The sequence below is a fragment of the Parasphingorhabdus sp. NYA22 genome (assembly GCF_976973735.1).
On record NZ_OZ333477.1, the window covers coordinates 413,208 to 437,971 of the forward strand.

The following is a 24,764-nucleotide window of genomic DNA, read 5'->3' on the forward strand; positions in this document are numbered from 1 at the left end:
CGGATTCTGACCCTAACGACCGCTTGCCGCTTTCCGGGCAATCAGCAGCAACTCTTCCTCCAGCAACACCTGATCCGGCTGACCGCTGCTTTTCATCGCGATCTCGAGCTGCAGGATTCGCTCGATCAGTCGCGCGATATGGGCGGATGACCAGATTCGCAGCTGCCGCTTGAAATGTTTCTGTTCCTTGAAGAAGACGCTGGGATGTCCGGCAACGGAATCGACATTGCCACCCTTGTCGACCTTGCTGCGCAGTTCCGCGAGCTTGGTAAGATGGCGGAGCATGATCCGGATCAGGCCAATCTCGCTGATCCCTTGCGCACGTGCAGCGGCGATCTCCTGCGCCAGCCGGGCTGCATCGCCGTTGAGCGCGGCATGGATCAGCAGATTAATATCTTCTTCGTCATTTTCAGCGCCGAGCAGGAGCAGAATATTGGCTTCCGGTGCGAGCGGGTTTTCCGGCGTCGCATCCAGATAGAGTGCGATCTTTTCCACTTCCATCCGCGCCAGCACCAGATCATTGCTGGTCAGCGCAGCAATTTCCTGCGCCATTTCGCGGCTCAATCGGAGGCCTTCGGTCTTTGCCATGGTCTGGATGGCCGCTGCCGCCTGTTCCGGTGACGTCTCGTAACAGGTCGCGATCAATGCATCCGGCGCAGCGATGATGCTTTTCGCCAGCGCGGTTTTGTCGCCCATGCCGGGGGCAATGACAAACACCGGATCGCCGGCTGTGTCGCTGGCTAGAAGATTGTCTATTGCCGCTGTCGCCCTGACCGCTTCGCCGCTGTTCAGCCGCAATACGAGATAACGTTTGTCGCCGAACAGCGAAGCGGAATTGGCTTCGTCATTGAGCCGGGCGGGACCGTCGTTGATATCGCTTATGGTCAGATCGACCCGTTCGGCGGATTGTGCCAGCGGTTTGACCAGCTCTTCGACAAGCGCTTGGCAGCGGGTGACATTGGGGCCGCATAGCAGGATCAGTCGAAATTGATCGGAACCGGCATGAAAGCGCCTGACAATGTCTTCCGGCTTTGCCTTCATGGCTGCGGTGACGCGCTGGCCTCTTCCCGGGCGAACAGTGAAAGCCGGGTTACAATCTGGTTGGCAACGCGGGTCGCCAGATTTTCCAGCGCGGTATCCTCCGCAGCCAGAGTCGCATATTCCGAAGATACCACATCGATACCGGCATCCGATCCGGCTGTGGCATCAAGTACCACCACGGAATCAGAGAGTCGGACCAGCTGATAACGGGCGCGCAAGGTTCTGCGTTCACGGGTGATCCGGTCATCGCTGCGTACGCCAAATCCGGCAATCTTGTCTTCCAGCGCAACGGTCAGGCGATATTTTGCCTGCTGGCCTTCGAATGCTTCGAGCTGATCCTTGAGCGCATTGCGGGTCAGCCAGCCAGCCTTGCCGGCAATCGGTTCAATCTCGACATTGCCGAGCTGCTGGGCGACCACGCCATTGGTGCCACCGGCATAGAGCGGCCGCAAATTACAGCCAGCGAGCATTGCCGACAATGTCACCACCAGGGTGATCCGGGCGATCACAGACTTCATATTACGATGTTGACCAGTCGATCAGGCACGACAATCACCTTTTTTATTTCCGCTCCGTCGAGACTACGCTGCACCTTCTCGGAGGCCAGAGCAAGTTCTTCGAGCTGCTCCTTGCTGCTGCCCTTGGCCACGGTGATTGTATCGCGGAGCTTGCCGCGCACCTGAATCGCAATCGTTACTTCGTCGTCGACCAGCAGACTTTCGTCGACTTCCGGCCAGGGCGCATTGGCAACCAGATCACTTTCGCCAAACAAAGCCCATGCTTCTTCGGCGATATGCGGTACCATCGGCGCGACGATCCGCGCGAGCGACTTGATCGCGATGGTCCGGTCTGCAGACGGCTGGGATTTCTCGATCAGATTGACCAGTTCGAATATCTTCGCCACCGCCTTGTTGAACGACAGGGCTTCGACGTCGCCCGCGACGCCAGCCACAGTCTGGTGCAGTTTGCGGCGCAGCGCTTTGTCATCGGCTGTATCTTCACTGTCGACTACGGCAATGAACAGCCGCCACAGACGCTGGACAAAGCGCCAGCTGCCTTCAATTCCGGCTTCAGACCAGGGCAGATCGCGCTCTGGCGGGCTGTCGGAGAGCATGAAGAAACGCACTGCATCGGCGCCATATTGTTCGATGATCGGATCGGGGTCGACGACATTTTTCTTCGACTTCGACATTTTCTCGACTCGGCCGGTGGTAACCGGTGAACCATCGGTAATCACGGCCCAGTCGGCACCGTTTTTCTCGACTTCGTCCGGAGAAAGCCAGCTGCCGTCGCCATGTTTGTAGGTTTCGTGCGTCACCATGCCCTGCGTGAACAGACTCTCGAACGGTTCGGCAAAATCCAGCTTGCCGATGCTTGCCAGCGCCCGCGTCCAGAAGCGCGCGTAGAGCAAATGCAGGATCGCATGTTCGACGCCGCCGATATATTGCGTCACCGGCAGCCACTGCTTGACCACTTCGGGATCAAACGGCCGGTCGTCCGGCTGGCTGGCGAAGCGCAGGAAATACCAGCTGCTGTCGACAAATGTATCGAGCGTATCGGTCTCGCGCCGCGCCGCCATGCCGCATTTCGGGCAGTCGACATGTTTCCAGGTCGCGTGGCGTTCCAGCGGATTGCCCGGCGTTTCAAAATCGATATCTTCCGGCAAGACGACCGGTAGCTGATCCTTTGGCACCGGTACGGGACCGCAATCATCGCAATGGATGATCGGGATCGGTGTCCCCCAGTAGCGCTGGCGCGAAACGCCCCAGTCGCGCAGCCGCCAGGTCGTCTGGGCCCTGCCCCAGTCTTCGGACCCCGCGCGATCGATAACCGCTTTTCCGGCAGCTTCGACCGTCATGCCGTCGAGAAACGCGCTGTTCACGATCTTTCCGGGTCCGGTATAGGCCTCGTTACCGATATAATCAGCACCGGTTTCGTCGCCATCGGAGACCACGCGCTTGACCGGCAGGCCATATTTGCGGGCAAAGTCTAGATCGCGCTGATCATGCGCCGGCACGCCGAATACCGCGCCGGTGCCATAATCCATCAGCACGAAATTGGCGACATAGACCGGCAATTGCCAGTCGGGATCGAGCGGATGGGTGACGGTCAGGCCGGTATCGAAGCCTTTCTTCTCCATCGTTTCCAGTTCGGCTGCTGTGGTCCCGCCGGCTTTGCATTCTTCAGCGAAGGCGGCGAGTGCGTCATTCTGACCGGCAAGTTTTTGTGTCAGCGGATGGTCAGCCGACAGCGCGACAAAACTCGCGCCGAAAATCGTGTCCGGCCGTGTCGAGAAAACCTCGACGCTGGCGATATCGCCTTGCGCTTCCGCCAGATCGAAATGAAATTGCAGGCCCTGCGACTTGCCGATCCAGTTTTCCTGCATCAGCCGCACTTTTTCCGGCCAGCCTTTCAGATCATCCAGTCCAGCCAGCAAATCCTCGGCAAAATCGGTGATCTTCAGGAACCATTGGCTGAGCTTGCGCTTTTCGACCTGCGCGCCGGAACGCCAGCCCTTGCCATCGATTACCTGCTCGTTGGCGAGCACGGTCATGTCGACCGGATCCCAGTTGACCGCCGATTCCTTGCGATAGACCAGACCGCCTTTGAACAGATCGATGAACAATGCCTGTTCGTGACCATAATAATCCGGATCGCAGGTCGCAAGTTCGCGGCTCCAGTCAAAGGCAAAGCCGAGCGTCTTCAGCTGGCTGCGCATCGATGCGATATTGGCTCTGGTCCATTCGCGGGGATGAACTTTCTTTTCCATCGCCGCGTTTTCCGCCGGCATGCCGAAGGCGTCCCAGCCCATCGGGTGGAGCACTTCATAGCCCTGCATCCGCCGGAATCGGGCGAGCACGTCGCCCATCGTATAGTTGCGGACGTGGCCCATGTGGATGCGGCCCGACGGATAGGGAAACATTTCGAGCACATAGCTGCGCGGCTTGCTGCTCGCGTCATCCGCTTCGAACACGCGCGATTCGGCCCAGCGCTTTTGCCAGCGTTTGTCCGCCGCCAGTGGATTGAATCGCTGATCGGTCATTGCGGCCCCATTATATGGTAGAGAAAATTAGTTGGTGATCGCACCGCGCCGCAAGTCGCGGGCCTTGGTGAGGATGATCTGTTCCAGTTTCTGCGTGGTCGCAGCCTTGACCGGTGCGTCCACCCAGGTTCCGTTCGTGGCAACCTGCCGCGATGCCGCGACGCGCAGGGCGTCGGCGCGCAAATCCTGATCGAGGATCGAAACATTGATTTTCATCCGCTCGCCCGGGTTTTGCGGGTTCACATACCAGTCGGTAAGGATCACGCCACCATTACTGTCGGTCTGGGTGAGTGGCATGAATGACAGCGCATCAAGCGAGGCACGCCACAAATAGCTGTTCACGCCGATAGTCGTGACCTGCGAGGCGGCGATGTCGGCTTGCGGCCGCTCTTTGCCACCACAAGCGGAAAGCAGAGACAATGTCAGCAGGCTAGCGGTTGCAGACCGCAGGAATAGAGATGTTTTGAGGCGGGACATGAAGCGCTCCTGGTTGCATTTTGCGCCGGTACGTCATCCTTTTTGCAGGATTTGCTCCGGACATGATATCATTTCAGCGCTCTCTATAAATGCTTTGCCGCGAGGGGCAAGCATAAGCGCATGATTCGCTCTTGTGCAGCACGGACTGAACCCCAGTTGAATGGCCGCAAAATCATCTCCGGTTCATGTTTTTTATGCTAGGCGGTGAAACGATGTCCGGACAAAAGCGTAACCGAACTGCAACAGAAACATGCTAGTTTGGGAAAATCGGACAAAAACAATATGTTGACTCGTGCAGATCAGCGGATTTTGTTATATCGAAGGTCATATTAAGGGGAAGCGGCTTCATCATGACGAAAAAGGTCAGTCATTTCGGTTGGTTAGCGACGGGACTCGTGATCTCTGGCCTTGCCATGACTCCTGCTTTGGCAAAAGTCCTTTCCGGTGATGACGCAATAGTATCGCTGAAGACCCTCGGATCGATCGGTTCCTTCACCGTTGCCGGTGCCGACCCTGATCTCGTAGCCAAATATAATCTGAGCACCTTGCGTGGAAATGCGAGCTTCAAATTCACCCCGTCCGGCGGCACCCGTGACGGCGAACGTTCGGTCACCGTGGTGGTTCGCCAGAAGTCGGACGCTGTTTCGATTCGCGAAAATATTCTCGCTGCCGCACCCGGATCGGGTGTGACAAGCGCGGCAAAAATTGCTCCGGTTTCATATAGCCTCGGCACTGCAAAGGGGCTGAAGAGCTTCGCGATTCCGGTCAAGAAGCTGGCCGGCAATCTGCCGGATCTTTCCGAAATCGGCGGAGAAAGACTGCTGGGCGAAGAAGATAATGGCAAGAAGAGCCGTTTCAATCCGCGCATGTCGATTGATGCTTCTGCACCGATCAACGCCGCACCGCGCGCGCTGGATGCCAGCCAGAAAGATTATACGCTTGATGTTGGCGGCAGCTACTCGCTGACCCGTAATCTCGACGTTACTGCCGGTGTCCGGATCAACAACGAACGTGACCGGATGGCGCCTCTGACCGACAATCGTCAGGATAGCCAGGCTGTTTATGTCGGAACCCAGTTCCGCTTCTAACAATCCCGATTTAGCGTAAAGCGTCGATCGCGGCCCAGCCGTGGGTCAGGTGGTTTTTGCGTGCCCGGTAGCGATGGCGATTCATCCCGCCCAAATATATCACTGCGCCATGGCACAATGCAGCAAGGCTGCGGGTCTGCAATGCATTCAACGACCGCTGGCCAGGGTGCGACCGGGTAGCGAAAACCGGTGACAGAAAATATATATCCGCACCGATACGATTGGCTTGCTGGATTTCTCTGGCATCATGAACCGGCACGCTGTGCAGCAATCCGCCCGTCACAGGACGCCGCGTCCGGCCATGCACGCCATCGGCTCTCCACCGCCGGGCCAGCGATGGTGATCCGGCGAGAAACAGCAAATGCCCCCGTTGCCGGGCGAGCTTTTTGACAGTTTCAAATCGCGCTCGTCGCGATGCTTCCGGCAAATGATAATGGCGAAAGACTATCCCGCTACCCCGCGGCATTCGCCGGACGGATTGCTCGAGAGAGGCATCATTCCGCTCGTCGGTAAACAGCCATATTTGCGGCAGAATCAAACCTGTCTGGTCAGGCAGGAGGGGGCAGGGCTGGTCTCGCAACATAAGCAGGCCTATAGACGCAGACTTGGCGAAAGAGAATGATTGAGAGAGATCCACACTTGGCAAACCCACCACTCGAAGACATCCGCGGCAAAATCGAAAAGGCCGCCAGGATAGCGAACCGCAAGCCGTCCGATATTGCGCTTATTGCTGTGTCGAAAACCCGCACCAGCGATGAAATACGGCCTTTGCTGGAGGATGGCCATCGCGTGTTCGGGGAAAACCGGGTGCAGGAAGCGATGGAAAAATGGCCGGCATTGAAAGCGGAATATCCCGATATCGAGCTGCATATGATCGGCCAGTTGCAATCGAACAAAGCGGCAGAAGCGGTGGCTCATTTTGATTATATCCATTCGCTCGACCGGCTTTCGCTGATCAAGGCGCTGGCCAAGGAAATGGACAGGCAGGACCGGCACATTCCCTGTTTCCTGCAGGTCAATATTGGCGAAGAATCGCAAAAAGGTGGCTGTGATATCAAGACTGTTCCCGAGCTGCTCGCTCAAGCCCGTACGGCTGGAATAACGGTCGCCGGCCTGATGGCAGTCCCGCCGGACAATGCAAACCCGGTCCCTTATTTCGCTCTGCTTGCCAAGCTTGCCCGTGACAATGGTCTCGATCAGCTTAGCATGGGAATGTCCGGAGATTTTGAGAAAGCGATCAAGCTTGGTGCTACTTATATCCGCGTCGGCACGGCTCTGTTCGGTGAGCGCGCGCCTCAAGCCGGATAGTCAACTTCCGTCACCTTTTTCGCCGTTCTTTTCACTGTCCTTGGCCGCTCTGTCGGCTTTGCGCTCTTCCGGCGTATCTGCCCTAACATAGCTGATCACGACATCACCGTCTTCGATCACTGGCCGGGCATCCGTTGCAAAGAATAACAGCCGGCGATCCGGTTTAAGGACGGCAAGCGGTTCCTCGCCTTCTTCGAGATTCTTGCGATAATCTTCTGCGGTGAATTTCTCGGTGATATTGGTTTTGCTGAATCGCCAGCCAGCCAGATCACGGTCGAGCAATGTGCCGAAATCTGCCCCGGATTCGAACAACAGCCGCCCATGGCCGACCCGGCTTTTGCTGTGGCTGTCATTGGCCAGCCGGCTGATCTGTTCATAGCCCATTTCCGGGCCGAGATCGGCGGTGATCAACTGGTTCTGACTATCATTGTCGGTGGCTGCGATCAGATGCTGAAATTCGCCCATGTCGATATTGTCATTATGGGCCTCGTCAAGCACGTCGCCCTGGCGGATCTCAAGGCCTTCGCTGCGGGCCCGGCGGAGGGCAAACTTGCTGTCGTCGGTTACCAGAACATCTATATCGAGAGATTTCAGCATTTTACCCAAGGCGATCGACCAGCGATTGGCGCCTGCAATCAGAACGCCTTCGCCTTTTCCTTCGGATATGCCCAGTCGCTCGGCGACCCAGGATGCGGAAAAGCCGTGGGCAAAAATCGTCGCTATGACGACGGCAAAGCTGAGCGGTACCAGCGCCTCCGCGCCCGGCATTCCGTAATCGACCAGCCGAATCGCAAACAGGCCGGTGATTGCGACCGCGACAATACCGCGCGGTGCGATCCAGGCGATAAACAACCGCTCGCGCCAAGGCACCGAACTGAACAGCAGGGCGACCAGTACCGAGACCGGCCTCACCACGAACAGCAGCAATATCAGGAAGATGATAAACTGCGGACGGAACTGCTGAACTGTTTCCCAGTCCAGCGTTGCCGAAAGAATGATGAACACACCGGAGATCAGCAGCACGGCCAGATCTTCCTTGAACCGGTAAAGCGCCTGACTCGAATAGATTTGCCGGTTGGCCATAACGATGCCCATCACCGTGACCGTGATCAATCCGGTCTCATGTTTGATCAGGTCGGCGACGACAAAACCGGCGATTACGGTAACCAGCAGGAACGGAGCCTTCAGATATTCCGGCACCATCCCTCTGGGAAACAGCCAGGTCAGCGCGAAACCAAGGCCAGCGCCGATCAGTCCGGCAATGAAGCTTGCGGCTAGGACGTCCATGCTGATGACGGCGATATTGGCGTCAGCGCCTTCATAGGTGATATAGGCGTAGATGCCGACGGCGAGCAAAGCGCCGATCGGATCGTTGACAATGCCTTCCCATTTCAAGATGTTGCGAACCCGCGACGGCACGCGCAGCGTGCGCAGCATCGGGCCGACCACGGTGGGACCGGTAACGATCATGATGCCGCCGAGCAGGGCGGATATTTCCCAGGACAGACCGGCACCATAATGCGCCGCTGCAGTGCCAAGCCCCCAGGCAATCGGACCGGCAACCAGCACCATTGCCGACACCGCGCCGCCCGCTTGTCGCAATTCACGAAAATTCAGGCTGAGTCCGCCTTCGAACAGGATTACAGCCACCGCCAGTTTGATGATCGGTTCCTGCAGCGCGCCGAAATCGCGTTCCGGATCGATAATGCCCAAAACGGGGCCGGCGATTATGCCGACAATCAACATCAGTGCGATGGCGGGACGACCGGTCCGCCAGGCAATCCATTGCGCGCCGATGCCGAGCAGGCCGATCAGCGCAATCTTGACCATGAGTGAATCAATTATTTCCATGAACTATCCTTGGCCGGTTTTTCGGGCTTATGCAAAAAACTTTCCCGGGCCTGAGATTCAGGCGTTGCCGAAATGGCCGATCGCTTGCTCAATAACGCCATAGATGGAATCCAGTTCCTCGCGACCGATGCAATAAGGAGGCATGATGTAGATCGTATTGCCCAATGGCCGAAGTAAAATGTTGCGATCCCGGAAAAAGCGGAGGAGTTGCGGGCCCAGGCTGGACATATAGTCGCCCGCGCCATCGTCGATTTCGAAGGCCAATATCGTCCCGCACTGACGCAGCCCGCTGACGTTCGATTTTTGCTTCAGTCGCTCTGCAAAGGCGCGATGAGAGGTGATGATGCTGCTGATCCGCTCCTGCACCGGTTCGTCGCGCCAGATAGCGAGATTGGCATTGGCCGCCGCGCAGGCAATCGGATTGGCGGTAAAGCTGCTCGAGTGAAAGAACATCTGGGCGCGATTTTCGGAGAAATGCGCCTGATAAATAGCATCACTGGCAGCGGTCACGGCGAGCGGGATGACGCCGCCGGTCAGGCCCTTGGCCATGCACAATATGTCGGGTTCGACGCCCGCCTGTTCGCAGGCGAAGACGGTGCCGGTGCGGCCCCAGCCGGTCATCACTTCGTCGGCGATGAACAGCACGTCATGCGCGCGGCAGGTTTCTGCCATCTTGGCCAAGACTACCGGACTGTAGATTTTCATGCCGCCCGCGCCGAGAATCAGCGGCTCGACAATCAACGCCGCCGGCGGGTTTCCGCTGTCACTGCAAAAAGCTTCCAGCTGGTCGAGCGTTTCCTGTTCAGCCCCGGCTTCCGGGAAAGCTATGGTGCCGACATCGAACAGCAGCGGCGCATAAGCCTGGTTGAACACGCCGCGCGCGCCGACCGACATCGCGCCGATCGTGTCGCCGTGATAGCTATGTTCCATCACCAGGATTTTCTGGCGCGCTTCGCCGCGATTATGCCAATAGCCGAGCGCCATCTTGAGCGCGACTTCGACTGCAGTCGAACCGCTGTCGGAGAAGAATATATGGTCGAGTGACTCCGGCAGGAAATCCGCCAGCCCCTCGGCCAGGTCGCGCGCCGGCTCGTGCGTCCATCCGGCAAAGATCATCTGGTCCAGCTTTGCACTTTGTTCCTGGATCGCACTGACTATCTTCGGATGGCAATGGCCGTGCGTCTGTACCCACCAGCTCGATATCGCGTCGATGATCCTGGTGCCGTCCGCCTGATAAAGGCACGCACCCTCGGCCCGCGCGATTTCAGGGATCGGTTCGCCGAGACCATGCTGGGTGAACGGATGCCAGATATTGATGCTCATGATAGGAAGTCCGCAATGTTGAAATGCGCGGCAAAGGCTTCGCGCAATGGTTCGGGTGCAAGCTCGTCGATCATCGGCAAGCGCCCGAGATGCCGCACTGCGCCAATCCGGCAGATGGTCTGTTCGCTATCGACATTTTCTGCGCCGATGAAGGCGATGCCATGGATCGGCACGCCGCGGCTGCGCAAAGCCTCGATCGTCAACAGGCTGTGGTTGATGGTTCCGAGGCTGGTCGATGCGACGATGATGACCGGAAGCATCCAATGGGCAAAGAGATCGGCGAACAGCAGGTCCGGATTGACCGGAACCAGCGCGCCGCCCGCGCCCTCGATAATCAGCGGGCCCTCGACTTGCGGGAGGACGAGATCGTCCAGACCAATGACAATGTCTTCCTGCGCTGCCGAAAAATGCGGCGAGGCGGGGATTTTCAACCGGTAGCGTTCGAGCAATATCCGCGCGGGATCGACTCCGCCGATTCGCGCTACCGTCTCGCTATCGGTGCCATCCGCGAGTCCCGCCTGCACCGGTTTCCAGTAGCTGGCGCCCAGGGCTGCGGTCAGTGCCGCGGCAAAGACGCTTTTGCCGATGTCGGTATCGGTGCCGGTGATGACAAATGCCCCGCTCATGCCGCTTCCGCCAATGCCAGTGCTTCATGCAATCCGGCCGCGAGGTTCCGGATATCCTCCTGCGTCACATTCAGCGTCAGCGAAATGCGCAGACGGGCGGTTCCGGCCGGTACCGTCGGCGGGCGAATGGCGCGGACATCAAAGCCTTGACCCTGCAACGTGGTGGCAACGGTTACCGCCACCCGGTCTTCGCCGAGAATGACCGGGAAAATCTGGCTGTCCTGATGGTCGCCGAGCGACAGGCCGGCTAAGCAACTCCGGGCAAGGGCCATATGGTCGGCCAGACGGGTCTGCAGTGCGGGATGGTCCGCGACATAGGAGATCGCATGCTGCGCCAGATGCGCGGTCAGAGGGCTCGGCGCCGTGGAAAAGATAAACGGCCTGGCGCGATTGATGAAAAATTCGCGCAATAGCTTCGGCATGGTCAGCAAGCCACCTTCGCCGCCCAGCGCCTTGCCGCAGGTCCGCAGGATGATGACATTTTCCTGGCTACCGATATCGCCGGATAGACCGATGCCGCCCTCGCCGAAAACGCCCACCGCATGGGCCTCGTCAATCAGCAGCATAGCGTCATGCGTATCGGCGATTCGCGCGAGATCGGCCAGCGGTGCCCGGTCTCCATCCATGCTGTACAGGCTTTCCGCTGCGATCCAGATCATCCCTGTACCGCCGGATGCCCGCCACGCCCGGATTTTCTGCTCGAGCACGTCGCAATCATTATGGGGAAAGGCTTGGAAGCTGGCGCGGCCCAGCTTCATCCCGTCGTGGACGCTGGCGTGGATCAGCTCGTCATAGAGGACGAGATCGCCAGTCTGCGGCAGAGTCGCGAACAAGGCCGTATTGGCCGCAAAGCCCGATCCGAAGAACAGGCTGGCTTCGGCGCCATAATGGTCTGCAGCAAAAGCCTCGAGCGCTTCATGTTCGGGATGGTTGCCGCCGAGCAGCCGTGACCCGCCCGATCCGTGCGCGATGCCATCGGCAATCGCGGTCTGCGCGACGTCTTTCAGATAGGGGCTGCGGGACAGCCCGAGATAATCATTCGACGAAAAGTCGCTGCCGGCCGGAATCAACAGCCGTCTCTTGCGCCCCGCTTTTTCGAGCGCGTCCAGCTGGTCGCGATAGGGTTTGAATCGATCCATCACCGCGCCGTTAGCAGTCAGCGGCCTGTGGTGGCCAGAGGCAATGCAAGCTGGCTATCATCGACCTTATCTATCGCCGTGTTGCGGAACGGTAGCGGGAAACAGACCGGCTTCTCCTTCAGCCCGATGATCGCTTCTGCCGGCCCGCCGACGCAGGCCTCGATAACCGGATCATGGGCTGCCATGCCGCCGGTCAGCGCGCCGAAAGCCGGCATGATCAGATGATGGCGGCCTTTGACAAAGCAGCGGCGTGAAAGATGGCGACCGCGTGTCGCTATGCGGATTTTCGGGTGATAATGGCCCGATATTTCCGGCAGGTGGCTGCCCGCTGTGGCCTCATGACGCAGCGCCAGCCCCTCGCCGGTCCATTCGTCGACCACCTTGCCGCCCCATAGACCGGCAACATCGCGGTCGTGATTGCCGGTGATCCAGACCCACTCCAGCGCGCTGGTCATCTCTGTGAGTCGCCGTGCCGCTTCCGGTTCCAGCCGTGCCTCGCCCTCGCCATCATGATAATTGTCACCGAGGCAGAAGACTCGCGTCGCGCCGGTTTCGCTGACAAGCGCGCCCAGTTCTGCCAGCGTCGCCTGGCTGTCATAGGGCGGCAGCATCTGGCCCTGTCGGGCAAAGAAGCTTGCCTTCTCCAGATGGAGGTCAGCCACCAGCAGCGCATTGTTCGCGGGCCAGTAAAGCGCGGCCGGAGCGACGATATCGAAGCGGTGATGGGCGAACATAAGGGGAACCATGGAGCTGCTATGCGATGAACATAGGCGCTATGCAAGCCGCTCTATTGGAATTTCCTGCGCAACCGCCCTATATGCGCAGCCATGACCGAATCTCCATCCCCCGTAAAAGTCGCCGCGCTCTATTATTTTGCGGTGGTCGATGATCCTGCTGCGCTGCGCCTGCAAGTGTTGGCGCTATGCGAAGAGCATGGCCTCAAAGGCACGATATTGCTGGCCAGCGAAGGTATCAACGGCACCATCGCCGGTGCGCCCGACGCCATCGATGCGGTGATCGGCGGACTGCGATTGCTGCCCCGTTTTGCAGATCTGGAAGTCAAATATTCCGAGGCCAGCACCATGCCTTTCCTGCGGATGAAAGTCCGGCTGAAGAAAGAGATCGTCTCGATGGGCGTCGAGGGCGTCGATGCCGCGACCGAGAAAGGTGCCTATGTCGACCCTGCCGACTGGAACAATCTGATCGCCGACCCCGACACCATCGTGATCGACACGCGCAACGCTTATGAAGTGGCGATCGGCAGCTTTGACGGCGCGATCAATCCCGACACCGAGAGCTTCCGTGACTTTCCGGCATGGTTCGACGATTTTTCGAAACAATTGCGGCAGGATTCGGAAAAGGCGCCGAAGATCGCCATGTTCTGCACCGGCGGCATTCGCTGCGAAAAGGCGACGGCCTATGTGAAGGCGAAGGGCTTTGATGATGTCCAGCATCTCAAGGGCGGCATTTTGAAATATCTCGAACATGTGCCCGAAACCGAAAGCCTCTGGCAAGGTGACTGTTTCCTATTCGACCAGCGCGTCGCCGTCGGCCACGGATTGCGCGAAGCCGATTATGGCCAATGCTATGCCTGCCGGATGCCGCTGAACGCCGCCGACCGCGCCTCGCCCGACTATATCCCCGGCGAAGCCTGCCCGCATTGCATCGACCAGCGCACCGACGAACAGCGCGCGCGCTATCGCGAACGCCAGCGCCAGGTCGAGAAAGCCGCTGCCGAGGGCCGGCAGCATCTCGGGACCGAATGACCGACCTGCCGGTCCTCTATAGCTTCCGGCGCTGCCCCTATGCGATGCGCGCGCGGATGGCGCTGCTGGTCAGCGAGACTCCGGTCCGCCTGCGCGAGGTCGTGCTGCGCGACAAACCTGACGAAATGATCGCCGCCTCGCCGAAGGCCACGGTGCCGGTGCTGGTGCTGCCCGACGGACAGGTAATCGATGAAAGCCTCGAGATCATGCTCTGGGCGCTGGCCCGGAATGATCCGGAAAACTGGCGGCAGGGAAGCGCTGCCGAATCCGAATTGATCGCGGAGTCCGACGGCCCGTTCAAACATGCTCTCGACCGTTATAAATATCCCGTCCGCTATGAAAATGTCGACCCGCTGGAGTATCGCGCTGCCGGACAGGTCTTCCTCAAAAAGCTCGACGGTCTGATTCAGGCCTCCGGGCAGCTGATAGGCGCGAAGCCCAGCTTGGCCGACCACGCCATTTTCCCTTTCGTCCGCCAGTTCGCCAATAACGACCGCGACTGGTTCAACCAATTGCCGCTGCCAGCGCTGCAGAAATGGCTCGGCGATCATCTTGCGTCTGCGTTGTTCGCCACGACGATGGTAAAATACCCGCAGTGGGTGAGTAGAGATGTGGAACCGGTTTTCGCTTTGGAAGCGGCGGAGTAGAGCGAGCGAAGCCATCGCTGTTCCGAGATTGTTGCACTGGTCAGCGCTATCCGGACTCGCACAAAGCCACGAAAACGCAAATCACCACGAAATTGAAGCGGGATTACGCTGTATCTTATAGCCTTCGTGGCTTTGTGTCTTCGTGCGAGCCTGACCCGCGCTTGTCGCGGGAGCGGTGGCGACAATAAGCGACCGGGCCGGATGTAGGAAAGCGCTTTTGCGATGATGAATTTTGGGATCGCTGCACCTTCTCCCTCAAGGGAGAAGGATACAAAATCTTGCCGCCGGAGCGCCAGCGCAGACGGCTAGATGTAGTCGGATGAGGGTGTACGGCCGGTTGGTTGCGATGTCATACAGGTCCAGTAAACCTCACCCAGCTCCCACCAGGCAGCAAGCTGCCAAGCCTGCACAACGCTCTCCCTTGAGCGAGAGGGAGAAAGGAGTGTTCCGGGTGCCGGTTCCACAATGGGTGCACGTTCACCGCAGTTCCCTCGGACACTGTATCAAGAGCCAATCCATCATCAAATTCCGACGCGAAGCTTCAGCCCTACCCTCGTATCCGGCGCTGCATCCGACAGGCCGACGGCGCCATCAACGCCGATCCGGACCGAGCGGCTCAGATTGGTTCCGAATCCCATGTTGATGCTCTGGCTGTCGCCGATGCTGGTTGAAGCGGACTGTTCATAGGAATAGGAAGCCGTCAGCGCACTGCTCTTGCCCAGCAGGAGATGGCTGCCGGCGGTTCCTGACAGAGTGTTACGTGTTTCGAAATTATCCGGCTCGCCGATGATAGAATAGCCGGCGCCGACGAACGGCACGATTGAACCCATTTTCTTCGAGAGCTGGCCGTTAACGCCATAATCGACCTTGCCGGTTCCCAGCCCTTTCTCCCGGGAGGCGGTGGGCAGTTTGACCGAAGCGCCGATACGGGCATCGACGCCAGAGACGGGCAACGAATAGGCGGCATTGAGCGAAAGATCACCGATACCCTCGCGCTTGACTTGACTGGTCTGCGATCCGTTCGACCCCAACAACGGCGTGCCGAACAGCCCGCCCTGGTTGACGATCACCTCCTGCGGAGCAGTGGAGGAGATATAGGGAATCGAAGCGGACGCACTGAACCGGCCTTTGGTCATGGCAATGCCGGTGGTGGCGAATGTGGTCTTGTAATCCAGCCCTTCGCCGACATCGCCTTCCATATGGTCCACGCCGAAGAGCAGATGGAACCGGGTTTCGTCCCTGGTGCTGCCATCCTCCGGAACGCGTACGTTTTGAAGATCTTTATTCTGCGCCAGGGCGGGGCTGGCAGCAGCGAGAAAAATCGGCAGGGTGAGAAAAATGCGCATATCGGGTTCGCTCCTTGAAGAAAAAGCGACGCGCCTGGGAGGCGGGTGCTTGTTCACATGGTGAAGGAACGAACCGCAGCTGCAGTTTAATCCATATTATTTTGCAAAAACTATTTTCGTCCCGTTTTGCGAGACCGGGAAGCTGTCCTCTGCATCCTGTTCGGCTATCCAGTCAGAAATGGATCCTGCCAACCCTCGGCTCGTCGACAAATTGCCGGGTGTTCCTGGGGGTCAGGAAGTGGATTTTCCGTCTGGGAAAGTCGATCGCGACCTGGTCGAATTTCCGCAGCACGTCCATTCCCATCAGCAGGGTCGGCTTGTCGGCCAGACCAAAGCGCTCGAAGGGCGGAGAATCAGCGAAGGCAATCGATAGTCGCGGGAACCGGGCGCGCCCGATACGAAAATCGCGAACCATGCCAAATTCCACGCCCAGGGTTTCGCCGGTGACCGATATCAGCAGATCGGCATCATCCAGTTCCCTGGCGCGTCTCTGCAACCGTTGCCGCAAAGCCAGATTGCCGATGGACATCTGCGCTCCGGTATCGACGATCACGTTGACCTCGATACCGGCAATCGTGGCATCGGTGAAAATCAACTGGCCGGAGCGCCGCTTGGCAGTCACCACGATTTCTCGTGATTTCAACCGGCCGCGTGTTTCGTCCGCGTCTTCGATGATGATCTGGTTGGTGAGAAAATCGAACAAAATGCGCTGGTCCTGCAAACCGTCCAGTCCCAATATCCCATCAGCACCGATGTGCTGGGCTGCCAGAACCGGCGAAATCAGGCCATCATAATTTTTGCGTCCCATGGTCAGGCGCGGCACATAGACCATATCGACCATGCTTGTGCCGGCAATGCTCATCAATTCGGCCGGTTCTTCCCCTTCGAGCGCCAGACTGTCGGCAATTTTTCGCGAGATCACGCTCCGTTCGGCACCGGTGTCGATGACGAAGGAAAACGGTCCCTTGCCCTCGATACTGACCGGAACGGTCATCCGCTTGGCGCGATCCTGATCGATATCGACAATCTCGCCTTCGGGATTGGTCAGGCTGCCGGGTTTCACCGACTGGCCGAGAGGAACGGGATAGGCCATCGTCAGCACCGAGGCCAGAATAGCGGGTGTCATGCTGATAAAAAGGGCTGACATCGTCTCTCCAATCTGTTCTCGCCGGGCAGCGATAGCTTAGTATCTGCTGTCCGGCTGCTCATAGCTATAGCATATATCATCGTCCTGCCTCGACCAGAAATATTCTCAGGCACCTTCCGGCAGCAAGAAATAGATTTTCCGGTTGGCGAAATCGATCGCCACCCGGTCGAATTTGCGCAAGGCATCCATGCTGAGAAACAGCGCCGGTTTCTTGTCCAGTCTCAAGGCCTTGAACGGGGCGATATCGACGAAAGCGATCGGGATGATACCGAAGCGGGCGCGGCCGATCAGCAGCTCTTCCGCGATCCCGTAGTCGGCTTCGATCGAGCGGCCGGTTACGTCGACAAGTATGGTTTGCTGCATCGCTGCGGATTTCAGGCGCAGCCGTCGTTGCAGCGCCTTGTTGCCGATCGAAAGCTCTCCGCCGGTGTCGATGATCACGCTGGTCTTGACCCCGGCAATTGTCGCATTGGTAAAGATCAACTGGCCGGAGCGCCGCCTTGCCGTCACCACAATCTCGCGAAGCGAGCGACTTTTCAGTTTTTCGTCGGTGTCCTCGACCGAGATATTCTTGCCTATGAAATCGAACAGGATCCGCTGTCCTTGCAGGCTGTCGAGACCGAGGACGCCGTCCGCGCCGATATTGATGGAACGGAATGTCGGTGAGATCAAACTGTCATAGCTCCGTTTTCCAACGGTGATGCTGGGCACGTAGACGGTCTGTACAACGGTTGTACCGGCCAGCGCGACAATCGTGACCTCCTCCTCGATATCGAGCGCCAGCGCGCCAGCGATTTCCTCGGAAAGGATCGTCCGCTGCGAGGCTGTGTCGATAATGAATTCATAGGGTCCATTATCCGCGATGGTGACCGACACCGTCATCCGTTCGCGGCGGTCCTGTGCAATCGCAATCCGTTCGGCATCCGGCTGGAGAAACTGCTCGGGCAGCGTATCGGCGATATGGGCCTCGGTTTCCGGTTCGACCGGAAGGGACGCCGCAAGCTGGGCCGCAAATAGCGACGCGCAGACAGGAAGCAGCATTGTCAGACAAGCCATCCGCAGACCCTACGCTATAACGCTCTTCTCTCCAAATCCCGTACGCCGCGCTGGCATTCTAGTCGAGTTTCATCGCCTCGTTGATCAGCGATTCCGCCTCGATCAGCAGCGCGTCATCGGTGGCACCCTGCGCCACATGTTCGCGTCCGATCATCACCAGTACCGGCACCGCCAGCGGGCTGACCCGCTCCAGATCGACATGGATTATCGAATCCGCTGCCCGGTCGAGCAGATCACCGAGCCGGCCGACATCGGTCATCCGCGCCCGTGCATCCTCCCAGGCCGCCTGCATCAGCAGATGGTCGGGCTCGTACTTGCGCAACACGTCGAAGATCAGGTCGGTGGAGAAGGTGACCTGCTTGCCGGTCTTGCGCTTGCCCGGATGCTGCCGTTCGACCAGGCCGCTGATCACCGCCACTTCGCGAAAGGCGCGCTTGAGCAGATGCGAGCCCTCGATCCAGTCAAAAAATTCGTCCTCCAATATATCGGCGCTGAACAAAGGCGCGGGATCGGTGACCGGCTCGACGCTATAGCAGGCCAGCGCATAATCATTGGCGACAAAGCCGACCGGCTTGAGGCCGCGATCCTCCATCCGCCGGGTCAGCAGCATGCCGAGCGACTGATGCGCGTTCCAGCCTTCAAAGCTGTAAGCGACCATATAATGGAGATTCTTGTGCGGAAAGGTCTCGACCAGCAATTGCCCCGGCTCGGGCATCACCGAACGATGGTCCTGCATCTCCAGCCATTCGCGCACATCATCGGGGAAGCGCGCCCATCCCGCGCGGTCGGTCAGAAAGCCGCGCACCCGGTCGGACAAATGGGTGGTCAGCGGCAGTCTCGCTCCGCCATAGCTCGGGATCATCGCCGCTTTTTTCGCCGCGCGGACGATGACATCACTGGCATCCATCTTGATCAGCTCGAGACTGAGGCCAGCGAAGAAAAACGTGTCGCCGATCGACAGCATGGCGGCAAAGCCTTCCTCGACCTTGCCGAGATTGCGACCGTTTTTGAACCGCACATTCATCATCGCGCTGTCGACGATTATTCCGGCGTTGAGCCGGTGCTGTGCGGCAAATTTCGGATGGGTCAGGCTCCACACGCCCTTGGCATCGCGACGCAGTCGCTTGAACTTGTCATAGGCCTTGAGCGCATAGCCGCCGTCGCGGGTGAAGCTCAGCACCCGCTCGAACTGTTCCTTCGACAGGGCGCTATAGGGCAGGGCGCTTTGCACTTCGTCGAGCAGATCATCCTCCTGAAACGGTCCGGCGCAGGCACAGCTCATCACATGCTGGGCGAGCACATCGAGACCACCGGCGCGAAACGGTTCGCCGTCGCGGCGCCCTTCATTGACCGCATCAAGCGCCGCCTGTGCCTCGAGATATTCAAAGCGATTGCCGGGCACCAGCAGCGCCCTGGACGACACATCGAGCCGGTGGTTGGCCCGGCCGATCCGCTGCAGCAGCCGCGACGAACCTTTGGGCGCGCCCATCTGGATGACGCAATCGATATCCCCCCAGTCAACCCCGAGATCGAGCGAGGCGGTACAGACCAGCGCCCGCATCATACCCGATGCCATGGCATTCTCGACCTTGCGCCGCGCTTCCCTGGACAGGCTGCCGTGGTGGATACCGATCGCGAGATTTCCCTCATTGATGTCCCACAGCTGCTGGAAGGTGAATTCGGCAAGAAAGCGGGTGTTGCAAAACACCAGCGTCATCCGGTTGCTGCGTATCTGCTCCATCACCTGCGGGATCGCATAGGTGCCGGCATGGCCGGACCAGGGCACGCGCACCGGATCGCCCTCGGGAGTCTCCGGCAGCATGATCGACAGATCGGCGGGCGCTCCTTCCGCGCCGAGCACATGGGTGACGCTATCGATATCGCCATATGGCGCGAGCCAGGCGCGGAAATCATCCGGCTCGGCGACCGTGGCCGACAAGGCGACCCGCTGCATCTCTGGCGCAATCCTCTGCAGCCGCGCCAGCGACAGGGCGAGTAAATCGCCGCGCTTGCCGGTGGCAAAGGCGTGCACCTCGTCGATCACCACGCGCCTGAGCCCGGCGAACAGGGCGAAGCTTTCCGGCTGGCTGAGCAGCAGGTTGAGCGATTCCGGCGTGGTCAGCAATATCTGCGGCGGTTTGACCCGCTGGCGCGCCTTGCGACTGACCGGCGTGTCGCCGCTACGCGTCTCGACTGTGATTGGCAGCCCCATTTCCTCGATCGGTGTCAGCAGATTGCGCTGGACATCCACGGCAAGCGCCTTGAGCGGGGAGATGTACAGCGTGTGGAGATCGCTCCGTTCGCCCTGAGTTTGTCGAAGGGCCGTTTGCGTCAGACCAGATGCTTTGACAGGCTCAGCACGAACGGTTTTCTCGGCCGCCTGTTCCACAAGCTCCGCCAGCGTTGGCAAAAACCCGGCCAGTGTCTTGCCCGCTCCGGTCGGCGCCGTCAGCAACGCGTGACGCCCGGCCCGGGCCGCCGCAAGCATCTCCAGCTGGTGCCGTCGAACGCTCCAGCCGCGCGCGGCGAACCAGTCGGTCAGGATTGGCGGAATTTTGTCGTCGGCCATTACGCTGATCTTGCTCCGTCTTTCCTGCATCGACACGCGTGCACGCTTCCTGCACAATATAGTGTCGATATTGCGACTGGCAATCGCGCCTGATCCTTGCTCGCTCTGAAATATTCCCGTATCTGCCGGACAGAGCAGTTTCAACATGGTCGCAACAGCCGACCGAACAAGAGCGACAAAGATGGACAATCGGACAACATCGGAAAAACGGGTCGAGTGGGGCTTCATGATCACTCTGCTGGTGATTGTCTCGCTGGCCTTTGCGGTTCTGATCGAGCCGTTTTTCGGCGCCATTGTCTGGGGTGTTGTCGTCGCTGTGCTGTTCCGGCCCGTCTACGAACGCCTGCTGGGCTATTTGCCGGGCCGGACCAATCTGGCAGCGGTCATCACCCTGATTCTCATATTGCTGCTGGTGATCGTCCCGACGATTCTGCTCGGCATGGCGCTGGCCCAGGAAGCGGCGAGTATTTATTTGCGGATTCAGGATGGGGAAATCGATTTCGGCGCTGTCTTTGCGGCGTTTGAAAATTCCCTGCCGCAATGGCTGCAAAACCAGCTCGCCGTTTATGGCTATGGCGATTTTGACAGCATCCGGGCAGAGATCGAACAGTCGATTTCCGCCATTCTTGAATTTCTGGTGACCCAGTTGCTCAGCGTCGGCCAGGGCGCTTTCCAGTTCATGCTCGGCCTTGGTGTCATGCTCTACCTGACCTTCTTCCTGCTGCGCGACGGTCGGGCGCTGAGCGACCGGATCGAACAGATGGTTCCGCTCGGAGAGGAAAAGCGGCGCATTCTCATGGAAAAATTTCTGGTGGTCATCCGGGCGACCATCAAGGGCAGCCTGATCATCGCGATCATCCAGGGCAGTCTCGGCGGCCTCGTATTCTGGGCGCTTGATATCCGGGGCGCATTGTTATGGGCGGTGTTGATGGGCATATTCTCGCTGATTCCGGCAATCGGTACCGGTTTCGTCTGGGTCCCGGTCGCGCTCTATCTGTTCATCACGGGAGCTGTCTGGCAGGCCGTCGTGCTGGTTCTCTGCGGCGTGTTCGTGATCAGCATGGTCGACAATCTCGTCCGGCCGACTCTGGTGGGCAGGGACACGCGGATGCCCGACTATGTCGTGCTGATCTCGACGCTTGGTGGTCTGCAGCTATTCGGTATCAACGGCATCGTGATCGGCCCCTTGGTGGCCGCGCTGTTCATCGCGATCTGGAGCATCTTCTCCGATATGCAACAGGGTCAGGTAGAACAGGAAAAAGCTAGCGAATAGTCGCGTAGCGATCCGCTTCGTCCGCCATTGTCATCATCGACTGCGCATGGCGCATCGCCACCGCGCGATGGTCATGGCCATAGCCGCCCCCTAGCGCACTGGCGACGGCTATGCCGCGGTCACGGGCTTTGCGGATGACCATCCGGTCGCGCTGTTCGAGTCCCGAATCGGTGAGCGCCAGCCGGCCCAGCCGATCATCGGCATGCGAGTCGACCCCTGCCTGATAGAGCAGCATATCCGGTTTAAAGCTCTCGAGAATCTCCCGTAGATTCACATCCAGTATCGCGAGATAAGCATCGTCTTCAACCGCATCGGGCAGCGCAATATCGCGGCTGGAGCGCGCCTTTCGGGTTGGGAAATTGCGTTCGCTGTGGATCGACAGGGTGAAAACATCCTCGCGCCCGGCCAGCAACACGGCGGTACCGTCGCCCTGATGCACGTCGAGATCGACAATGAGAATCTTGCGGGCTTCGCCTTCCGCCAAGAGCCGGTTGGCAGCGACTGCCAGATCGTTGAAAACGCAATAGCCGGCGCCGGTATCCGCCAGAGCATGATGGCTGCCACCGGCGCTGTTCGCCGCATAGCCATGTTTCAGGGCAAGCCGTGCGGCCAGCCAGGTGCCGCCCGACGTATATTGGACGCGGCTGGCAATATCCGCAGACACCGGAAAGCCGATCCGGCGTTCTATTTCACGTGGAACACTCCCGGTCAGCACTTGCTCGACATAGGCGGGGTCATGAACCGCCTCGATCCACTTGCGCTCCATAAGCGGGGGCTGATGGGCCTGATGCAGCGGCGCATGGGCGCGGATGGCCTCCATCACCAGCTGATATTTATCAAAGACAAAGCTGCCGCTTGCCGGGCGCGGCGCTACATAATCAGGATGGTGGACGATATGGAGCATGGATGGATTAGCGCGGCCTCCGCAGATGATAGGTCAGGGCCATGGCGATACAATGTTTGACGGCATCGACGGGCAGTTCCTCTTTGCTGTCAAACACCACAGCCCGATTGCCGTCAAATGTCAGTTCGTCATCATATAGCTGCCGGTAGCGCTCGACCAGATCGGTCTGGCAATGCACATAAAGCGCATATTTGTCGGGCGATTTCTTGTGGGGATTGATTCGCAATGTGGTGCCGGACCCGGTTGCCGACGGCAGAAACGCGGGCTCTCCCCATTTGATCGTCTCTTCAAGCGGACCGATGGCCGGATTCTCGCTCGCAGTTTCCAGAATCAGCTGGCGGAGCTGAACCAACCTCCCGGCCAGCTGTTCGGAAAGATCTTCCCAGGCGAAGCGCGTGGGTTCGGGAATTTCGTCTGTCATTCCCCACCATTATCAGCCGGCCGGGCTTTTTGTCACGCTCCCCGTATCAGCCGCCCCGGTCGCGCACCCGTCGACTGGTCGAAGCGCCGGATAATCTCGCCCGACACCATCGTCGCATCATAGCCGGTAGCGCGCTGGTGCAGTCTTTGCCCGCCTGCGGGCAGGTCACGCACAATCTCCGGCAGATGCAGTTGCAGCCGGTCGAGATCGATCACGTTGATATCCGCCTTTGCGCCGGGCTTGAGCAGGCCGCGCTGGTCCAGTCCGACCGCTTTCGCGGCCTTGTGCGACAGCATATGGATCGCTTCCGCCAGCTCAAAACTCTCGGCTCCCGGATTGCGGACATATTGGGTGAGCAAATAGGTCGAGTAGCTGGCATCGCAAATCGCGCCATAATGGGCACCGCCGTCACCCAGACCGGGAATACAATGCGGATGGCTGAGCATCTCGTGGGCGCTGGCCAGTGTGCCGTTCTCGTAATTGCCCAGTGCAGCGAGGAACAGGCCTTTGCCGTCGGTGTCGAGCAGCCGGTCATAGGCAATCTCCTGCGGCGTGCAGCCCTTGGCTGCCGCCTGTCCGGCCATGCTCATTTCTTTTGGCGGCGCATAATCCGGCGGATTGTCGAGCGGGAACAACCAGTTCCAGTCGCGGGCCAGCGCGTTGAACGGATGGCCATGTTCAAAATCTTCGCTGAGCAGGGCCGCGCGCAATTCGGGATCGCGCATCGCCGCAACCTGCTGTTCTACGGACAGGTCGGCAATTTTTGCCCAGCTCGGGCAGAGAATGAACGGATGGACTGTCAGCTCCAGCCCGGCGATCAGGCCGATCGGACGCGGCATGATCTGGGCGGTCGCTTTGCCGCCATTCGCATGGGTGGCGTCTATCATGTCCAGCACCTTGCGCCAGCGCGGCGGACCGTCATTGCCGGATGCCAGCGTGAAGGTGGCCGGTCGGCCGGATGATTCGATCACCCGCTCGATCACCTTATATTCCTTGTCCCAGCCGACAAAGGCATCGAGCACGACCTGAAAGGTTCCGGTGCCGGCATCCTTCATGCCGCCACAAATTGCTTCCAGCTCGGCGACATCGGCTTCGAATGTCGGGATAGAGCCGCCATCGGCCGTCTTGTGGATCGACAGTCGCGACGTAGCGAAGCCAATAGCTCCAGCTTCCATCGCTTCCCGCGCCAGTTTGCGCATCATTGCCAGATCATCGTCATTGGCCGGTTCGCGAGACGCTCCGCGCGCGCCCATGGCATATACGCGCAAGGGCGAGTGGGGCAGATAGGCAGCGATATCGATATCGCGTTTGCCTTTGTCGACAACGTCGAGATATTCCGGGAAGGTCTCCCAGTTCCAGGGCAGGCCATCGGACATCACCACGCCCGGAATATCCTCGACGCCTTCCATCACATTGATCAGCATGTCGTGATCTTCCTTGCGGCAGGGCGCAAAGCCGACGCCGCAATTGCCCATGATCGCCGTGGTCACGCCGTGCGAGGACGAGGGGCTAAGTTCCTCCGCCCAGATACACTGGCCGTCATAATGGGTGTGTACGTCGATAAAGCCGGGGGTGACAATCTTGCCGCTGGCATCAATTTCTTCGCGGCCTTGGCCGGACACCTGTCCGATCGCCGCTATCTTGCCATCGCTGACCGCGATGTCACCGTCGATAAGAGCACCGCCGCTGCCGTCGGCGATGGTACCGCCGCGAATTACCAGATCATATATTTCTGTCAT

22 protein-coding genes are annotated in these 24,764 nt (G+C 59.1%); 5 read left to right on the top strand and 17 right to left on the bottom strand.

The features are described from left to right. Positions 1-12: 12 nt before the first annotated feature. The 4 genes from holA to ACWFTY_RS02020 are packed head-to-tail and all read right to left on the bottom strand — an operon-like array spanning position 13 to position 4,561. The gene (gene holA / locus ACWFTY_RS02005; RefSeq protein ID WP_447525737.1) at positions 13-1,041 is read right to left on the bottom strand and encodes a DNA polymerase III subunit delta; all 1,029 of its coding nucleotides are present in this window, start codon (positions 1,039-1,041) and stop codon (positions 13-15) included. After that, on the bottom strand, positions 1,038-1,559 hold the full coding sequence (gene lptE / locus ACWFTY_RS02010; RefSeq protein WP_447525738.1) for an LPS assembly lipoprotein LptE: 522 nt from the start codon (positions 1,557-1,559) through the stop codon (positions 1,038-1,040). The genes holA and lptE overlap by 4 nt, the downstream gene beginning before the upstream one ends. Further along, positions 1,556-4,084: a leucine--tRNA ligase gene (leuS, locus tag ACWFTY_RS02015; protein ID WP_447525739.1), complete on the bottom strand. Its 2,529-nt coding sequence runs from the start codon at positions 4,082-4,084 to the stop codon at positions 1,556-1,558. Before leuS ends, lptE begins: the two co-directional genes overlap by 4 nt. Before the next feature lie 27 nt (positions 4,085-4,111). Beyond that, positions 4,112-4,561: a DUF3576 domain-containing protein gene (locus ACWFTY_RS02020; protein WP_447525740.1), complete on the bottom strand. Its 450-nt coding sequence runs from the start codon at positions 4,559-4,561 to the stop codon at positions 4,112-4,114. A 350-nt stretch (positions 4,562-4,911) separates the two neighbouring features. Between ACWFTY_RS02020 and ACWFTY_RS02025 the strand changes: the two genes are divergently transcribed. After that, complete coding sequence (locus tag ACWFTY_RS02025; RefSeq protein WP_447525741.1) at positions 4,912-5,649, top strand: hypothetical protein; 738 nt, start codon at positions 4,912-4,914, stop codon at positions 5,647-5,649. Positions 5,650-5,659: 10 nt separating this feature from the next. Here ACWFTY_RS02025 and ACWFTY_RS02030 read toward each other — a convergent pair whose 3' ends face one another. Then, positions 5,660-6,232 (bottom strand): thiamine phosphate synthase, encoded by a 573-nt coding sequence (locus ACWFTY_RS02030; protein ID WP_447525742.1) that lies wholly within the window; start codon positions 6,230-6,232, stop codon positions 5,660-5,662. A gap of 35 nt (positions 6,233-6,267) precedes the next feature. On the opposite strand from ACWFTY_RS02030, the gene ACWFTY_RS02035 reads away from it, so the two are divergent. Further along, on the top strand, positions 6,268-6,957 hold the full coding sequence (locus ACWFTY_RS02035; RefSeq protein ID WP_447525743.1) for a YggS family pyridoxal phosphate-dependent enzyme: 690 nt from the start codon (positions 6,268-6,270) through the stop codon (positions 6,955-6,957). On the opposite strand, the gene ACWFTY_RS02040 is transcribed toward ACWFTY_RS02035, so the two are convergent. From ACWFTY_RS02040 to pdeM, 5 genes are read right to left on the bottom strand one after another with little or no spacing between them, the layout of a single operon-like run. Beyond that, a complete protein-coding gene (locus tag ACWFTY_RS02040; protein ID WP_447525744.1) occupies positions 6,958-8,808 on the bottom strand; it encodes a cation:proton antiporter in 1,851 nt (616 codons plus the stop codon). Positions 8,809-8,865: 57 nt separating this feature from the next. After that, the gene (locus tag ACWFTY_RS02045; protein ID WP_447525745.1) at positions 8,866-10,131 is read right to left on the bottom strand and encodes an adenosylmethionine--8-amino-7-oxononanoate transaminase; all 1,266 of its coding nucleotides are present in this window, start codon (positions 10,129-10,131) and stop codon (positions 8,866-8,868) included. Then, the gene (bioD, locus tag ACWFTY_RS02050) at positions 10,128-10,757 is read right to left on the bottom strand and encodes a dethiobiotin synthase (RefSeq protein WP_447525746.1); all 630 of its coding nucleotides are present in this window, start codon (positions 10,755-10,757) and stop codon (positions 10,128-10,130) included. The genes ACWFTY_RS02045 and bioD overlap by 4 nt, the downstream gene beginning before the upstream one ends. Beyond that, the gene (locus ACWFTY_RS02055) at positions 10,754-11,896 is read right to left on the bottom strand and encodes an 8-amino-7-oxononanoate synthase (RefSeq protein ID WP_447525747.1); all 1,143 of its coding nucleotides are present in this window, start codon (positions 11,894-11,896) and stop codon (positions 10,754-10,756) included. The genes bioD and ACWFTY_RS02055 overlap by 4 nt, the downstream gene beginning before the upstream one ends. A 17-nt stretch (positions 11,897-11,913) precedes the next feature. Then, a complete protein-coding gene (gene pdeM / locus ACWFTY_RS02060; protein WP_447525748.1) occupies positions 11,914-12,642 on the bottom strand; it encodes a ligase-associated DNA damage response endonuclease PdeM in 729 nt (242 codons plus the stop codon). Between the two features lie 81 nt (positions 12,643-12,723). On the opposite strand from pdeM, the gene trhO reads away from it, so the two are divergent. Both trhO and ACWFTY_RS02070 read left to right on the top strand, forming a co-directional pair. Continuing rightward, positions 12,724-13,662, top strand: coding sequence for an oxygen-dependent tRNA uridine(34) hydroxylase TrhO (gene trhO, locus ACWFTY_RS02065; protein ID WP_447525749.1), 939 nt, complete (start codon positions 12,724-12,726; stop codon positions 13,660-13,662). Then, a complete protein-coding gene (locus tag ACWFTY_RS02070; protein WP_447525750.1) occupies positions 13,659-14,309 on the top strand; it encodes a glutathione S-transferase in 651 nt (216 codons plus the stop codon). Before trhO ends, ACWFTY_RS02070 begins: the two co-directional genes overlap by 4 nt. A gap of 521 nt (positions 14,310-14,830) precedes the next feature. Here the strand turns inward: ACWFTY_RS02070 and ACWFTY_RS02075 are convergent. The 4 genes from ACWFTY_RS02075 to ACWFTY_RS02090 all read right to left on the bottom strand — a co-directional run bounded on the left by ACWFTY_RS02075 (position 14,831) and on the right by ACWFTY_RS02090 (position 20,427). Beyond that, entirely contained in the window at positions 14,831-15,655 is an 825-nt protein-coding gene (locus ACWFTY_RS02075) for a transporter (protein WP_447525751.1), read from the bottom strand. Positions 15,656-15,827: 172 nt separating this feature from the next. After that, positions 15,828-16,802 (bottom strand): retroviral-like aspartic protease family protein, encoded by a 975-nt coding sequence (locus ACWFTY_RS02080; protein ID WP_447525752.1) that lies wholly within the window; start codon positions 16,800-16,802, stop codon positions 15,828-15,830. 105 nt (positions 16,803-16,907) lie between these two features. Beyond that, entirely contained in the window at positions 16,908-17,858 is a 951-nt protein-coding gene (locus tag ACWFTY_RS02085; protein WP_447525753.1) for a retroviral-like aspartic protease family protein, read from the bottom strand. Between the two features lie 58 nt (positions 17,859-17,916). Beyond that, complete coding sequence (locus tag ACWFTY_RS02090) at positions 17,917-20,427, bottom strand: ligase-associated DNA damage response DEXH box helicase (RefSeq protein ID WP_447526929.1); 2,511 nt, start codon at positions 20,425-20,427, stop codon at positions 17,917-17,919. 181 nt (positions 20,428-20,608) lie between these two features. Here ACWFTY_RS02090 and ACWFTY_RS02095 point away from each other — a divergent pair, with 181 nt between their 5' ends. Then, positions 20,609-21,700, top strand: coding sequence for an AI-2E family transporter (locus tag ACWFTY_RS02095; RefSeq protein WP_447525754.1), 1,092 nt, complete (start codon positions 20,609-20,611; stop codon positions 21,698-21,700). Here ACWFTY_RS02095 and ACWFTY_RS02100 read toward each other — a convergent pair. Genes ACWFTY_RS02100 through ACWFTY_RS02110 form a run of 3 tightly spaced genes read right to left on the bottom strand, consistent with a single transcriptional unit; the run spans position 21,690 to position 24,764 of the window. Further along, positions 21,690-22,604: a histone deacetylase family protein gene (locus ACWFTY_RS02100; protein WP_447525755.1), complete on the bottom strand. Its 915-nt coding sequence runs from the start codon at positions 22,602-22,604 to the stop codon at positions 21,690-21,692. The genes ACWFTY_RS02095 and ACWFTY_RS02100 overlap by 11 nt on opposite strands. Positions 22,605-22,611: 7 nt before the next feature. Beyond that, positions 22,612-23,025 carry a DUF1801 domain-containing protein gene (locus tag ACWFTY_RS02105; RefSeq protein ID WP_447525756.1) on the bottom strand — a complete coding sequence of 138 codons (414 nt, stop codon included), beginning with the start codon at positions 23,023-23,025 and terminating at the stop codon, positions 22,612-22,614. Between the two features lie 32 nt (positions 23,026-23,057). Next, positions 23,058-24,764: an N-acyl-D-amino-acid deacylase family protein gene (locus ACWFTY_RS02110; protein ID WP_447525757.1), complete on the bottom strand. Its 1,707-nt coding sequence runs from the start codon at positions 24,762-24,764 to the stop codon at positions 23,058-23,060.